The organism is Corynebacterium sp. 20-84 (genome assembly GCF_053479455.1).
Genome location: NZ_JBRBCB010000004.1, coordinates 125,227 through 140,188, shown reverse-complemented (window position 1 = coordinate 140,188; position 14,962 = coordinate 125,227). Strand labels below are relative to the sequence as shown.

The window sequence follows — 14,962 nt, the reverse complement described above, 5'->3', positions numbered from 1 at the left end:
GATATTCCTTCGAACGGATATCGACCGACCATTTATAAGGAACCCCATGACCTCCGGCTACGACGACACCCCTGCACAGCTGGAACCGGCGCACTACATCCCTGATGAGGACCGGCGCCGACTCCTCGAGTGCAAGCACCACGCGCCTCATGATTTCTATGGGTGGCACGCCACGTCGACAGGCTCTGTGATCCGCACGCGTCTGCTCGGCGCGACCCACGTGGAGGCGCTGATTCACAACCAGGGCAAGCCCATGACCCCGATCGGCGACGATATCTGGGTCCTGCCTCTCGACGACGACCTCGCACCGGACTACCGCTTCCAGGTCACCTACCCGGATGCCCCACCCGTCATCATCGCGGACCCGTACCACTTCCTCCCCACCTTGAGCTCCTTCGACCTCCACCTCATCGGTGAGGGCCGCCACGAGCGCCTGTGGGAGGTCCTCGGTGCGAACCAGCACACCTACAACACATCCATGGGCGAGGTGAAAGGCACGTCGTTCGCGGTGTGGGCGCCGAATGCGCAAGGTGTCGCCGTCATCGGCGAATTCTGCAACTGGAACCCGAACCAGTACCCGATGCGCACCCTCGGTTCCACGGGCATCTGGGAGATCTTCATCCCCGGCATCACACCTGGTACCGAGTACAAGTTCACGGTGCAGGGGGCGGATGGACGGGCCGTCGATAAGGCGGATCCTTTGGCGAAGCAAACCAAGACTCCCCCGGAAACCGTCTCCGTGGTCGCCGGCGTCGACGAGTACGCGTGGACCGACCATGAGTGGATGGCCGCACGCCCTGGCACCGACGCGACGAACGCCCCCATGAGCGTCTACGAGGTCCACATCGGCTCGTGGCGCGTCGGGTACGGCTACCGTGAACTCGCCCGCGAGCTCGTCCCCTACCTCGTCGAGCATGGCTACACGCACGTCGAATTCCTCCCCGTTGCCGAGCACCCCTTTGGCGGCTCCTGGGGCTACCAAGTCTCCGGCTACTACGCTCCCACTGCGCGGTGGGGATCGCCGGAGGACTTCAAGTATCTCGTCGATACGCTCCACAACGCTGGCATCGGCGTGATCGTCGACTGGGTCCCCGCGCACTTCCCCAAAGATGAATGGGCACTCGCGCGTTTCGACGGCACCGCCCTCTACGAGCACCCCGACTGGCGCCGCGGCGAACAAAAAGACTGGGGCACCTACGTCTTCGACTTCGGCCGCAACGAAGTGCGCAACTTCCTCGTCGCCAACGCCTTGTACTGGTTCGAGGAGTACCACCTGGACGGCATCCGCGTCGACGCCGTCGCCTCCATGCTCTACCTCGACTACTCCCGCAACCCCGGCGAATGGCTGCCGAACCAATTCGGCGGCCGCGAGAACCTCGACGCCGTCCAATTCCTCCAGGAAGTCAACGGCACCGTGCACCGCACCCACCCGGGCGTGCTCACCATCGCCGAGGAATCCACCGCGTGGCCGGGCGTGACCGCCCAGACCTCCGCCGACGGCCTCGGGTTCTCCCTGAAGTGGAACATGGGCTGGATGAACGACACCCTCGAATACTTCGCCCTCGACCCCATCCACCGCTCCTACCACCACCACGAGATCACGTTCTCCCTCGTGTACGCCTTCTCCGAGCGCTACGTTCTGCCGTTCAGCCACGACGAAGTCGTCCACGGCAAGGGGTCCCTGTGGGAGCGCATGCCCGGCGACGCCTGGAACAAGGCCGCCGGCGTGCGCAACCTGTACGCGTACATGTTCTCCCACCCCGGCAAGCAGCTCATGTTCATGGGCTGCGAATTCGGACAGACCACCGAGTGGGCTGAGGCCGGCTCCATTAACTGGGACGACCTCGAGGGCTGGGACAGCGAGTACCACCACGGCATCCGCACCCTCGTGCGCGATTTGAACCACCTGTACCGCGACACGCCCGCCCTGTACAGCCAGGACAACACCCCGATGGGCTTCCAGTGGATCAAGGGCGACGATTCGCAGCACAATATCCTCGCCTACATCCGGTGGGGCGCGGACGGGACGCCGGTTCTCGCCGTCATCAACCTGTCCGGTGCGTCCCACCCCGATTACCGCCTGGGGCTGCCGCGCGCCGGCGAGTGGGAGCTGATCCTCAACACCGACGACGCGCGCTACAACGGCGCGGGCGAACCGCTTAACGACGCCGTCTCCACCGACCCCCACCCCTGGGACTCCTTCGAGCAGTCCGCGTCGTTCCACCTGCCGGCGATGAGCGCGCAGTTCTACCGCCTCCGCTAGCCCCCAGGCAGCGCCCCATCAGACACGTGGGGCGCAGGGCCCGGCAGGTGTCACTTCGGCACCACAACGGCGTGCAAGGTTCCATGAAAATGCGCATTATAGTGCGCATTTAGCGCTTTACTCGGCCTCGGCGGGCCGCTAGCGTTCGAGGCATGAACCTATTTAGAACACTGATCCAGACAATGTCGGGGGCGGCGATAGACGTCCTCGCGGACTTCGATAAGCAATTAGCGCTCGACGCGGGAATGGACCCGAACCGCGTCAGAGAGTGGGAAGGACTGCACGCGGTCTACTTCGGGAAAACATCGTCACGCCAAAAACAACGCATCGCGCGCGAAAAAGCCCAACGGAAGGGTTTCTCGCTCGACCAGCTCGTGCTCATCGAGCGGCGCATCAAGAAGGTCGCGTCGAACCGCACACGCACCAAGTTGCGCCTCATGCTTCTCGACGCGACTGGGAACTACAAGGCTCTCGCGCGCCTCGCCAGGAAGATCGTCCCCGGCACAGAAAAGCCCCCGCGCAAACAGGTCACGTTCACCCGCTCCAAGGCAGGCTGCCGCACCATGACGGTCACCGCCAGCGATCGTGACATGTCGGACCTCGAACACGCGCTCATGACCGGTGTGGACACCTCCAAGCCCGTCGCACCGCAGATGCTCGAGAATTTCCTGCGGCTCATGCGCGGTTATCACGCGGAAGGTAGTCCGCCGGAAGAGCGCACGCACGGAGTCCCGTACGCGGTTCCGCGTCCGCTGCTGCTCATCCCGCTGCCTGACTGGGTGAAAATCCACCAAGGCACGGGCGACGAGACGATATTGCAGCTCACGGACGGCACGTCGATGACCGGCGCGGAATTTCTCAACCAGCATTACGCGACAGCGGAAAACTACCTCGAGGCGGCCACGTTCCACCCGGAGGAAGGGGCGGTGAACCTGTACCGCGGGCGTCGATTAGCGAATGAGAAACAGCGAGTCCTCGCGCGGGCAACGAGCCCCGCGTGCCCCGTGCCCGACTGCCGTCACAGCGCCGACGCGTGCGAAATTCACCACATCACCGCGTGGAAGCACGGCGGCGAGACCAACATCGCCAACCTCGCGCCGCTGTGCCGCTACCACAACCGCGTCAACGACGACGACCCGGGGCGCAACAAACGCGGGCGCATCGTGAACGTCGCGGGCACGCCCACCTGGCGCTCGCCGCGCGGCCGCATCGTGCCCAACACGCACGGCGCGATGCACACGCTGTTCGCTTAACGACGCTCCCAGCAGTGCCTATGCCAGTGCCTTCGATCGTCGCCCCTGCCGCCGGTGTCCCGCGGCCACGCCACGATATGTGACACCCCAGGCGGAATGTTCTGGTTGCACCGCGGACACACGTAGTACTTCTGCGCCGAGGCCGACCCCATGTGACGGACTAAATAGATGTCCCCGTGCGGGCCGACCTCCTCGCGCGTGCCGTAATACGACCCGCCGTCGCGCGGTAAAGGACGCGTTTTCGGCGCGTATCGACGATTCCTCCGCGGCATCTCTAAAACAACCGCAACTCGTTGCTCTCAATGCCGCGCAACTCATCGTAATCGAGGGTGACACACCTGATTCCGCGGTCTTCAGCGAGCGTTCTTGCCTGCGGCTTGATCTCCTGGGCAGCGAATACGCCTTTGACATCGCCGAGCAGTGAGTCGCGGCTGAGCATTTCCACGTAACGCGTGAGCTGCTCCACGCCGTCGATATTGCCGCGACGTTTCACCTCGACTGCGATCGCCGTGCCGTTAGGGTCTTTCGCCATGATATCTACCGGGCCCAGCGGCGTCGAGTATTCGCGGCGCACGAGCGTGTACCCCTCGCCTAGCACCGTGATGTGCTCCGCCAAGAGCTCCTGCAGATGGGATTCCACGCCGTCCTTGATCAACCCCGGGTCGACGCCGAGGTCGTAGGTGACATCCGAATGGATCTCCTCGACGGTGACGCGCAGCTGCTCACCCTTCGGGTTCTCCACGACCCACAGCTGCGCACCGGTCTCGTCCCCGTCGACGTCTACGATCGGTTCTTCCACGATCGTGCACGGAGGGGTCATCCAGTTCAGCGGCTTATAGGCTCGGTCATCCGCATGCACCGACAACGAGCCGTCTGCCTTGACCATGATCAGACGGTCCGCGAGAGGCAAGTGCGCATCCAGGCGGCCGACATAGTCCACCGAACAACGGGCGATAACAAGACGCATAGTCCCCTACCCTAGCGCCGACGACGCGCCGCGCATCCCACGGCCCCCTTCGGCTAGAGATTGCCCAGGCTCGACCTGAACGCGCGATTGTGGAGCCTATTCATGTCCGTGCGCACCTGCCGCCTGTCCGGGGCAGACTCCACCCACGACACCAACGCCATGCCCGCATGGCGGTCCGTCGCGAACTCAAATTTCTCGCTCGCCGAAGAAAACAAAACGACCACCTCGACCCCGGGCATGAAATGCCGTTCGGTCTCAGTGGCCTGTCTATTGCCGTCAATCGAGAGCGTGGAACGATTCAGCTCCATATCCGCCGAAAAAGACAGCGAGCGCAGCTTGAAAAAGCGCATTGTTTCGCCGGTATATACAGCAATACCGTGGCGCCACCCATGCGTGCCCGTCGCTGGGAGCTTGCGCAGCAACGCCGGTGTGCCGTTATTCCGAACCGTCAGGAACCTCCACAACGCGCCGGCGAGCAGCACCACTAGCACTGCGCCGAAGAGGAACCCGAGAAGCTTCATAAGGGTCCAGTTTAATGACAAGACCCATCATCTCTGAACCGTCGAAAGTTGTACCCCCCGAGAAAAGAAACCGCCCGGACCAAGCCAATGGGCTCAGTCCGGGCGGAAAGGGAGAACTAGGCGTTGCCGCTACGTCGCAAAGCTGCTTGCTCTGCGTCGTGACGAGCCTTCGACGTCGGATCCTCCTCGTCGAACGCACCGTTGGCATCGACCTCATCGGCGAAGATCGCGTAGTCCGCCAAAATGGTGACCTTATTGCCAGTCACCGAGACGAACCCACCCTGGACGGCCGCGACAACCTTGTCGCCGTCGACCGGGGTGATGGTCACGACACCGTTTTCCTTGAGCTGGCCCAAGAACGGCTCGTGGCCGGGCAGCACGCCGATCTCACCTTCGGAGGTCTGGGCGGTGACAACCTTCGCCTCGCCAGACCACAACATGCGCTCAACCGAAACGAGGTGCGCGGTGATTTCAGCCATGAGCTACTCCTACTTCTCTTGCAGCTTCTTGTACGCAGCCTCGACGTCTTCCAGACCGCCGAGGTTGCTGAAGGCCTGCTCCGGGTAGTGGTCGAACTCGCCGGACGCGAGACGGTCGAACGCGTCGATCGTCTCCTCGAGCGGCACGTAGGAACCCTCGTCGCCGGTGAACTTCTTCGCGACGAAGAAGTTCTGGCCCAGGAAGCGCTGGATCTTACGAGCGCGCATAACGGTGATCTTGTCTTCCTCGGACAGCTCGTCCATACCGAGGATGGCGATGATGTCCTGCAGCTCCTTGTTCTTCTGCAGGATGTTGATCACCTTCTGAGCGACCGCGTAGTGGCGTTCGCCGACGATGCCCGGCTCCAGGATGCGGGAGGTCGAGGTCAGCGGATCCACAGCCGGGTAAATACCCTTCGAGGCGATGGAACGGGAGAGCTCGGTCGTCGCATCCAGGTGAGCGAAGGTCGTCGCCGGGGCCGGGTCGGTGTAGTCGTCAGCCGGCACGTAAACGGCCTGCAGAGACGTAATCGAACGGCCCTTGGTCGAGGTAATGCGCTCCTGGAGAACACCCATCTCGTCAGCCAGGGTCGGCTGGTAACCCACAGCAGACGGCATACGGCCGAGCAGCGTGGACACCTCAGAACCTGCCTGGGTGAAACGGAAGATGTTGTCGATGAACAGCAGCACGTCCTGGTTCTGAACATCGCGGAAGTACTCCGCCATGGTCAGGCCGGACAGGGCCACGCGCATACGGACCCCGGGCGGCTCGTCCATCTGGCCGAAGACAAGGGCGGTGTCCTGAAGGACGCCCATGTCCTCCATCTCGAGGAAGAGGTCCGTACCCTCACGCGTACGCTCGCCGACGCCGGCGAAGACCGACGTACCGGAGAACTCGCGTGCAATACGGGTAATCATCTCCTGGATGAGAACGGTCTTGCCCACACCAGCGCCGCCGAACAGGCCGATCTTGCCGCCCTTGACGTACGGGGTGAGAAGGTCGATGACCTTAATACCGGTCTCGAGAATCTCGGTCTTGCCCTCGAGGTCCTTGAATGCCGGGGGCTCGCGGTGGATACCCCAGCGCTCGCCGTCCTGGCCGACCGACGGGTCGTCCAGGCAGTCGCCCAGAGCATTGAAGACGTGGCCCTTGACCTGATCGCCGACCGGAACCGAAATCGGGTTGCCGGAGTCGACGACCTTGGCACCGCGGACGAGGCCGTCGGTCGGAGCCATGGCGATGGTACGGACGAGGCCGTCGCTCAGGAACTGAGCGACCTCGAGAGTAATGGTCTTAGCCACTGCCTCGAGCTCGATGTTGGTCTGCAGAGCGTTGTAGAGCTCCGGCAGCTCGCCGCGCGGGAACTCCACGTCGACGACGGCGCCGATGACGCGCACGACGCGGCCGTTCTCGGAGCCCTGCGGGTTCTGCGTGCTCTCAGCGCTACGAGCCTGGGTGGCATTATCAGCGGCGTTCTCGACGGCACCGGAGGCTGCGACGTTGTCCTCAGCCCCGGTCGGCTCGTCGTTACGCCCATCAAAAGATTGAGCTGTAGTCATGTTCTAGTCACTTTCTCCGCTACCGGACAACGCGCCAGCGCCGCCGATAATCTCGGTGATTTCCTGGGTAATCTTCGCCTGACGGAGCTGGTTCGCTTCGCGCGAAAGCTCGCCGGCAAGTTCGGTTGCGTTGTCGGTCGCGTTCTTCATCGCGGTGCGTCGAGACGCGGACTCCGCTGCCGACGCCTCCAGGAAGATCGAGTAGAGCGACCTGGAAACGTACGCGGGAAGCAGCTGCTCCATGAGCGTTTCTGCATCCGGCTCGAAATCCATGTCCGGCAACACGGCACCGGACGTGCTCAACAGATCTTCCTGCTCGAACTCGACGTCGTGGAAGACGGGCTCGATCGGAAGCAGCTGGTGAACAGTAGCTTCTTGCGACAGCATCGACACGAACTTCGTGTACACAACGTGCACCTGGTCGAAGCCACGGACAGCCTGCCCCTCGGTGCTGCGCAGGCCGTTACGCCACTTCGCCTCACCCTCGGAGCTGGCTTCGAAGCCCTGGATCATGTGCTGGCGGACGTCATGGGTGGACTCCCACGACGGATCCTGGGACCAGCCAGTCCACTCTCCCGCGATCTCCTGATCACGGAAGTCGTAGTGGCTGACGCCCTTGCCGCCGGTGATAAAGCGGACCACGTCGTAGCCGTTGTCCCGGAGCATGCGCTCCAGTTCGCCAGCCTTCTTGAGCACGTTGTGGTTGTAGCCACCGGCCATGCCGCGGTCGGACGTGACCACGAGCATCGCCGCCACCTTGCCGTTTTCGCGTTCACGAAGCATCGGGTGATCCAGGTTGGTCGCAGAGACCAGGCGCTCCATCATGTCCTGCATCTCGTTGGCGTACGGCTGTGCCGCCTCAACGCGCTGCTGGGCTTTGGTGATGCGCGAGGTCGCGATCAGCTCCTGGGCCTTGGTGATCTTCTTCGTGGAATTGACTGACCTGATGCGGTCACGCAGTTCGCGAAGTGTAGCCATGGTGTGTGCTCCTCCTTTCTCTTAAGTCGTAGTGAGTCGTATTCGCTCGTCTAGTTCGTCTAGCTTGCTCTGGACTGAACTAGTCGCGCTTCTGCGACTTACGAGAAACGTTGATCTGGTGCTTCGACACATCCGACTCGTCGAGGGGCTTTGCCTCCGGCTCGCGGACGACGTGCTCCTCATTGGTCGACTGGAAGGTGCGGGCGAAACGATCGTTGACCGACTTGAGAGTCTCCTTGGACTCGTCGGACAGCGCGGTGCCGCCTTCAACCTGCTCGTAGACCTCCGGAGCCTCAGCACGGACCGTCTCGTGCAGCTCTGCCTCGTAACGGCGGACATCTTCGACGGGAACGGAGTCGAAAGCGCCCTCGTTGGCGAGGAAGATCGAGATGATCTGGTACTCGACCGGCTGCGGCGAGTTCTCGGACTGCTTCAGCAGCTCGACGAGGCGCTGGCCGCGCTCGAGCTGACGCTTGGAAGCGTCGTCGAGGTCGGACGCGAATGCTGCGAAGGACTCGAGGTCGCGGTATGCGGCCAGGTCCAGACGCAGGTTACCGGCGACCTTCTTCATGCCCTTGGTCTGCGCTGCGCCACCGACACGGGACACGGAGATACCCACGTCGATAGCCGGGCGGACGCCCTGGTTAAACAGGTCGGACTGGAGGAAGCACTGACCGTCGGTAATCGAGATGACGTTCGTCGGAATGAAGGCGCCCACGTCGTTCGCCTTCGTCTCGATGATCGGGAGAGCGGTCAGGGAGCCGGCGCCGAGCTCGTCGTTAAGCTTGGCTGCGCGCTCGAGCAGGCGGGAGTGCAGGTAGAACACGTCACCCGGGTATGCCTCGCGGCCCGGCGGGCGACGAAGCAGCAGCGAGATCGCACGGTACGCCTCAGCCTGCTTGGTCAGATCATCGTAGATGACCAGGACGTGGTTGCCCTGGTACATCCAGTGCTGGCCCAGCGCAGCGCCGGCAAACGGTGCCAGCCACTTGAAGCCCGCGGAATCGGACGCCGGAGCAGCCACGATCGTGGTGTACTCCAGAGCGCCATTCTCCTCGAGGGTGCGGCGCACACCTGCGATGGTCGAGCCCTTCTGGCCGATGGCGACGTAGATGCAGCGGACCTGCTTCGTCTTGTCGCCGGTCTCCCAGTAGGCCTTCTGGTTGAGGATGGTGTCGATGCAGACCGCGGTCTTACCGGTCTTGCGGTCGCCGATGATCAGCTGACGCTGGCCACGGCCGATCGGGGTCATGGCGTCAATCGCCTTGATGCCCGTCTGCATCGGCTCCTCGACCGGCTGACGGTCGAGCACACTCGCGGCCTGAAGCTCGAGCACACGCTCATCTTCGGCCTCGATCGGGCCAAGACCGTCAATCGGCTGGCCCAGGGGGTTGATTACGCGGCCGAGGAATTCCTCTCCGACCGGGATGGACAGGACCTCGCCGGTCCGTACAACTTTGTCGCCCTCAGTGAGGGTCTCGAAATTACCCAGCACCACAACACCGATCGTGTCGGTGTCGAGGTTCTGTGCGACGCCGATGACGCCGTTCGGGAACTCAAGCAGCTCGTTGGTCATGCAGCCCGGCAGCCCGGAAACCTGGGCAATGCCATCTGCAGCCGACGTCACCACGCCGACCTCCTCACGGGAGGCCTCCGCGGAGTAGCTCGAGGTGTAGTTCGCTATCGCGCTACGGATCTCATCGGAGGAGATCGTCAGCTCCGCCATGTTCTTCCTGCTCTCGGTAGATTGTTCCAGCATTGTTCGTCGTTAGTAAGCCGTGTTGGCTGCCATGTCGGCACGCAGGCGCTGCAGTTTGCCGCGCGTGGAGCCGTCGATAAGCTCGTCGCCAACGCGGATGGTCACACCGCCGAGGAGGCTGGGGTCAACCTCGGAGTGGATGGCCATCTCGCGGCCGTAAATCTTGCCTAGCTTGTCTGCCAGTGCGTCACGCTGCGCATCAGTCAGCTCTGTCGCGGATGCGACCTCCGCAACCGTCTTGCCCGTCAACTCGGCGGACTCGCGGGAAACTGCGGCGATGTCGTCAACCGGGTTGTGCTCGGGGCGACCAATCACCTGCAGCGCAAGCGCCTCGGTGTACATGGTCACCTTGCCGTACAGGACGCTCGCCAGAAGCTGGCGCTTCTGGTCTGCGGTTGCGCGGCGGTCGGACAGCAGCTGGGTCAGCTCGCCCTCACGCTCGAGAAGACGGGACAGTGCGAAGAGCTCGTTTTCAACGTGCTCGAGTTTGCCCTCGTTCTCGGCACCGCGGAGGAGCGCCCGGCGACCCAGGTGCACGAGTCCCTCGCGGAACTCGCGCGGGGTCGACCAGTCTTGTTCAGCAGCCTCCTTCAAAACGGTCAGGGTGGCATCCCCCACCTTGCCGTTGAAGACGTCGCTGATCATGCCCGAGCGCTGCTCCGGCTTCAGGGAGGTGTCTGCCACTGCGACACGCAGGGGACGGTGGTTTTCGAGCTGGTCCACAACGAGGAACAGTTCGGTGCCCACCTGCGCTGCAGTGGAGACGGTGTTGCCAGCGTTGCGCAGAAATGCGTCCAGTTTCTCGGCAACCCGAGTCTGTGCTTCGCGGCTAGCTGCTTTCATGGACTACCTCACTTCCGCGTCGCCGAGCGGGCGGAGACGGTATCCAGCTGGCTCAGGAAGGAATCGATGGTGTTAGAGCGTCGGGTGTTGTCCGACAGCTCTTCACCGAGGAGTTCCTCTGCCAACGTGATGGAGTTCTGGCCCAGGTCGTTGCGAAGATCAGCGATGACCTGCTCGCGGGAGGCCTGGAGCTGCTTCTCGCCGTTTGCGACGATGCGGCGGGACTCTGCCTCTGCGTTGGCGCGGGCTTCTGCCTCGATCTCCTTGCCCTTCTGGCGGGCTGCTTCGCGGATTTCGGCGGCTTCGGCGCGTGCCTCAGCGAGCTGTGCGTTGTTCTTCTCCAGAGCAGCCTTGGCCTGCGCCTGAGCGGACTCGGCGCGCTCAATGCCGCCCTTGATCTTGTCTTCGCGCTCGGCGAGGACTTCCTGGAACTTCGGAAGCACGAACTTCCAGAAGAGAAGGAAGACGATGAGGAAGACAACGAGGGACCAGACGAGGTCGTAGTTCTTGGGCAGGAGGATGGAGTTTCCGCCCTCGAGCGGAAAGTCCTCGGCCTCCTCGGCCGCAAGTAGGTAGATGACGTTCGTCATTGGTTGCTCCTGTACTAAAAGGTTTACGAGTTAATGTGCGTGTTCTTTTAGAACAGGAAGCCGGCGACGAAGCCGATCAGGGCAAGCGCCTCGACGAAGGCGATACCCAGGAACATCGTGGTGCGCAGCTGGCCAGCCATCTCCGGCTGACGTGCCATGCCCTCGACGGTCTTGCCGACGAGGATGCCGATGCCCAGGCCCGGGCCGATGGTGGCGATGCCGTAGCCGATGGCGCCGAGACCGGTGTACTTGGTGGCGTCTGCTGCCTGCGCGAGGATGATGTCGTTCATGGAAAGTCGTTCCCTTTCTTGGTGCCCGTGCCGTCTGTGGCCCGGGCTTTGACGTTGTGAGTGGGGTTATTCAGTTGACCGTGTGTCAGTTCGCGCCTGACTAGTGCGAATCTGCGTGCAGCGCCAGTTCGATGTACACCGCGACCAGAAGGGCGAAGATGTACGCCTGCAGGAAGATGACAATCAACTCGAACAGGGTGAACAGGACCGCTGCGACCAGTGTGAGGCCACCCATTGCCGTCCAGCCGTTGAGCTGCCAGAAGAAGAAGTTCGTGGCGGAGTACAGCATGACGAGAATGATGTGGCCGGCCAGGAAGTTCGCCATGAGACGAAGAGCCAGGGTGACCGGACGCAGAATGAATGTCGAGAAGAACTCGATCGGCACCACCAGGAGGTGGAGCACGGGTGGCAAGTTGGGGATCACGAGCGAGTGCTTCACGTATTTGCCGAATCCGTAGCGCGATGCGCCTGCGTAGATCATGGTGAAGTATCCCACCAGCGCGAGCACGATCGGTAGACCGATTCGCGAGCTCGGCGAGATGTTCAACCCCGGAATGATCGTGGCAACGTTCATGAAGAGAACCGTGAAGAAGATGGTCGCGATTACTGGGAGGAATCGGCGGCCTTCTTTCTTGCCCAAGATGTCTTCGGCGATGTGCAGACGGACGAAGTCCACTGCGAGCTCACCGAAGTTCTGCAGACCTTTGGGAACCAGCTGGGGTTTCCGGAAGGCCAGCAGGAAAAGGATGATCAGGACGGCCGCCATGAACAGGCGGACGATCATGATGCGATCCAGCGCGAACCAACCACCGAGGAAGTCTTCCCCGATGATGTGGCCGTAGTATTGCCCCGGGAAAAATTCTGGGTCCAATTCGGGTGCGTGGAAGCTGCCCCTCATGGCCAAAGTTGTAACGCTCAGCGTTCTCTCCCGTTCTCGGGCCGCACTCTTTGGAAGTGCGGTGCGATGGACGTCTTCATTTCTGCTTTCCGCGGCGGATTCCGTCGCACATCAGCTACCGCGGTGCAGGGGACTTTTAGAGGTGATTACCCCATTAAGGCGTAGCTCTCCTCTTCTAACCCGCGATCAGCCTATCAGCAGATGGGGCGAATCGGGCACGTTGGGGGGAGGTTGTTGCGGGGCTTTATTCAGGTTGGGCGTATGAGCAGGTGCGGGCACCATTCAGGTTGCTGTTAGCTGAGTCACAGCTACCCGACGTACATAGCCCGAGTCGTCATGATTCCCCAGACTTCAGAGGCAAGGACGACAACGAGAGCTGCAATGGTGGTCACCCCGAATGCGGCGGTGTCGTAGAAGTCCATCGTGCGCAGCCACATCATCAGTCCGATCAGGACTAAAAGCTTGACTAGCCAGCTTCCGAGGACGACAGCCATGGTCGTGGACGGCGTGGTGTTCGCGGTCGCGAGGACGGAGATGACGGTCAGGAGGACGAAGCCACCGCCGACGGCTGCGCCGAGGAGCACTCCCCAAATGCCGGGCAGGTCACGTGCTGCGCCCCAGGCCGCGAGAGAGACGAGGGTGAGGACGATCAAAGCCCCAGTGCCCAGTTTCAGAGCCCGCTTGAGCGGAGCTTGGGGGTCTTCGTACTCGGGGACGTCTTTAGCTTCTGTATTCACAGATGCTCATGCTACCGCGCGGGTCCGATCTTTCCCTTCATCGCGGGCACGGCGGTGGCGGCGGCCGCGAGCAGGATCGCCGTGATGAGTAGCGCGGCGGCATAGCGCGACGGAATGACGGAGAAGCTCACTGCTCCGAACGCGATCGCCGAGACCCACATGTACAGCACGAGAACGGTACGGCGGTGAGTGTGGCCGAGCGCCAGGAGGCGGTGGTGAATGTGCTGACGGTCGGCGGCGAACGGACTCTTGCCCTGGGACACGCGGCGGATAACCGCCATGATGAGGTCGATGACAGGCAGCGCGACAGCGGCGACCACCACGATAAACGGGCTGATCAGTGCTACGAAGTCGGCGGTGCCGTAGAGCGACATGTTGATCTTGCCGGACGCGGAGATCGATGCGGCGGCGAGCAGCAGCCCGATGAGCATGGCGCCTGAGTCCCCCATGAAGATCCGCGCGGGTTCGTAATTGTGCGGCAAGAAGCCGGCGCACATGCCCACGAGCGCAGCGCAGATGATGGCGGGCGGATAGGCGGAGACGGCGCCGCCTTGATCATGAAGCACGGTCAGCGAGAACACGAGGATGGCGGCGCCGGCGATCATGCCGAGTCCGGCTGCCAGTCCGTCGATGCCGTCGACGAAGTTGAAGGCGTTGATGAGCATCACGATGATCAGCGAGGACACAATAACGCCCTGCGCCGGGTCGAGAATCAATGTCGTTCCGCCGCCGAACGGCAGGTAGAAGACATTGAAAGACAGTCCCATCACCGACATGGTCACTGCGGCGACGACTTGGCCGAAGAACTTGGAGAGGGCGCCGAGTTCGTAGAGGTCGTCGATAATTCCAACGACCACGATGAGGAAGGCACCCACGACCACGGCGGTCATCTCGGGAGTCACGGGAGCGAACCCGCGGGTGAGCGCCGGTAATTGCATCGCCAGGTACACAGCGGACAAGAAACCGGTGAACATGGCCACGCCGCCGAGGCTCGGGGTGGGCTGGGTGTGCACGTCACGCTCGCGGATCTCCGCGATGCGGCCGGTCCGAACGAGGACGGAGCGAATAGGACCCGTAGCTAGGAAGCTGAGCACCGCAGCGACGAGGATGACCAGCCCCAGCTCTCGTAGAGGGACGCCTGATCCGGTCACCGGTCTTTCCGCCTCAGTTGCTCCGGGTCAAGGTTCAGGACCTCACCAATGCGTTCCGGGCTCACGGCGCCCTCGCGGAGAATCACCGGCGCGGGACCGGAGATATCCAGGATGGTCGACGGCTCCCCCACCTGCGCAGTCCCTCCGTCGAGGTAGGTCTGCACGGCCTCGCCGAATTGGTCGCGCGCGCCAGCAGCGGACACCGGCGGGGCCTGCCCCGAGATATTGGCGCTCGACACAGCCATCGGACCGACTTCGCGGAGCAGCTCGATCGCAACGGGCTGCAGGGGCATGCGCAAGAGAACGGTGCCGCGGGTGTCGCCAAGATTCCACGGCAGCGACGGCGCCTCGGGCACGACGAGGGAAAGACCGCCGGGCCAAAACGCCTCGACCAGCGTCTTCGCAGTATCCGTGAACTCGCGCACCAGCCCCTGAATCGTGGTCCACGACCCCACGAGAACAGGCACGGGCATGTCAGGGCCGCGACGCTTTGTAGCAAGGAGCTTTGCGACGGCATCCGGATTGAACGCGTCCACCCCAATCCCGTAGACCGTGTCAGTCGGCAACACCACGCACTGCCCCGCGCGAACTGCCTTTGTGGCGGCGTCAATGCCGTCCTTGCGCCCCTGGGGGTCAAGGCAGTCGTAGATTCTGCTGGGCATTGAAGTGGTGC

16 protein-coding genes are annotated in these 14,962 nt (G+C 62.8%); 2 read left to right on the top strand and 14 right to left on the bottom strand.

Annotated elements, in window-relative coordinates:
- The first annotated feature begins 46 nt into the window (after positions 1–46).
- The gene (gene glgB / locus ACUY2Y_RS04425; protein WP_448324971.1) at positions 47–2,263 is read left to right on the top strand and encodes a 1,4-alpha-glucan branching protein GlgB; all 2,217 of its coding nucleotides are present in this window, start codon (positions 47–49) and stop codon (positions 2,261–2,263) included.
- A gap of 152 nt (positions 2,264–2,415) precedes the next feature.
- Positions 2,416–3,516, top strand: coding sequence for an HNH endonuclease signature motif containing protein (locus tag ACUY2Y_RS04420; protein ID WP_448324970.1), 1,101 nt, complete (start codon positions 2,416–2,418; stop codon positions 3,514–3,516).
- Here the strand turns inward: ACUY2Y_RS04420 and ACUY2Y_RS04415 are convergent.
- The 14 genes from ACUY2Y_RS04415 to ACUY2Y_RS04350 all read right to left on the bottom strand — a co-directional run bounded on the left by ACUY2Y_RS04415 (position 3,513) and on the right by ACUY2Y_RS04350 (position 14,951).
- Entirely contained in the window at positions 3,513–3,788 is a 276-nt protein-coding gene (locus ACUY2Y_RS04415) for a hypothetical protein (RefSeq protein WP_246875110.1), read from the bottom strand. The two genes, ACUY2Y_RS04420 and ACUY2Y_RS04415, sit on opposite strands and share 4 nt — an antisense overlap.
- Positions 3,789–3,790: 2 nt before the next feature.
- The gene (gene nucS, locus ACUY2Y_RS04410) at positions 3,791–4,483 is read right to left on the bottom strand and encodes an endonuclease NucS (protein ID WP_448324969.1); all 693 of its coding nucleotides are present in this window, start codon (positions 4,481–4,483) and stop codon (positions 3,791–3,793) included.
- Between the two features lie 53 nt (positions 4,484–4,536).
- The gene (locus tag ACUY2Y_RS04405; protein WP_448324968.1) at positions 4,537–5,004 is read right to left on the bottom strand and encodes a DUF2550 domain-containing protein; all 468 of its coding nucleotides are present in this window, start codon (positions 5,002–5,004) and stop codon (positions 4,537–4,539) included.
- A gap of 116 nt (positions 5,005–5,120) precedes the next feature.
- Entirely contained in the window at positions 5,121–5,483 is a 363-nt protein-coding gene (locus tag ACUY2Y_RS04400) for a F0F1 ATP synthase subunit epsilon (protein ID WP_210574721.1), read from the bottom strand.
- A gap of 9 nt (positions 5,484–5,492) precedes the next feature.
- On the bottom strand, positions 5,493–7,043 hold the full coding sequence (gene atpD, locus ACUY2Y_RS04395) for a F0F1 ATP synthase subunit beta (RefSeq protein ID WP_448324967.1): 1,551 nt from the start codon (positions 7,041–7,043) through the stop codon (positions 5,493–5,495).
- Between the two features lie 3 nt (positions 7,044–7,046).
- Positions 7,047–8,021 (bottom strand): F0F1 ATP synthase subunit gamma, encoded by a 975-nt coding sequence (locus tag ACUY2Y_RS04390; RefSeq protein ID WP_210574719.1) that lies wholly within the window; start codon positions 8,019–8,021, stop codon positions 7,047–7,049.
- A 79-nt stretch (positions 8,022–8,100) separates the two neighbouring features.
- Complete coding sequence (atpA, locus tag ACUY2Y_RS04385; protein ID WP_448324966.1) at positions 8,101–9,780, bottom strand: F0F1 ATP synthase subunit alpha; 1,680 nt, start codon at positions 9,778–9,780, stop codon at positions 8,101–8,103.
- Positions 9,781–9,789: 9 nt separating this feature from the next.
- Positions 9,790–10,623, bottom strand: a complete 834-nt coding sequence (locus tag ACUY2Y_RS04380) for a F0F1 ATP synthase subunit delta (RefSeq protein WP_448324965.1) — start codon at positions 10,621–10,623, stop codon at positions 9,790–9,792.
- Positions 10,624–10,631: 8 nt separating this feature from the next.
- Positions 10,632–11,213: a F0F1 ATP synthase subunit B gene (locus tag ACUY2Y_RS04375; protein ID WP_448324964.1), complete on the bottom strand. Its 582-nt coding sequence runs from the start codon at positions 11,211–11,213 to the stop codon at positions 10,632–10,634.
- Positions 11,214–11,260: 47 nt separating this feature from the next.
- Positions 11,261–11,503 carry an ATP synthase F0 subunit C gene (locus ACUY2Y_RS04370; protein ID WP_210574711.1) on the bottom strand — a complete coding sequence of 81 codons (243 nt, stop codon included), beginning with the start codon at positions 11,501–11,503 and terminating at the stop codon, positions 11,261–11,263.
- A 100-nt stretch (positions 11,504–11,603) separates the two neighbouring features.
- Positions 11,604–12,401 carry a F0F1 ATP synthase subunit A gene (gene atpB / locus ACUY2Y_RS04365; protein WP_210574704.1) on the bottom strand — a complete coding sequence of 266 codons (798 nt, stop codon included), beginning with the start codon at positions 12,399–12,401 and terminating at the stop codon, positions 11,604–11,606.
- 308 nt (positions 12,402–12,709) lie between these two features.
- Positions 12,710–13,138 (bottom strand): hypothetical protein, encoded by a 429-nt coding sequence (locus ACUY2Y_RS04360; RefSeq protein ID WP_448324963.1) that lies wholly within the window; start codon positions 13,136–13,138, stop codon positions 12,710–12,712.
- 11 nt (positions 13,139–13,149) lie between these two features.
- Entirely contained in the window at positions 13,150–14,289 is a 1,140-nt protein-coding gene (locus ACUY2Y_RS04355; RefSeq protein WP_448324962.1) for a glycosyltransferase family 4 protein, read from the bottom strand.
- Entirely contained in the window at positions 14,286–14,951 is a 666-nt protein-coding gene (locus ACUY2Y_RS04350) for an L-threonylcarbamoyladenylate synthase (protein ID WP_448324961.1), read from the bottom strand. The genes ACUY2Y_RS04355 and ACUY2Y_RS04350 overlap by 4 nt, the downstream gene beginning before the upstream one ends.
- Positions 14,952–14,962: the final 11 nt, after the last annotated feature.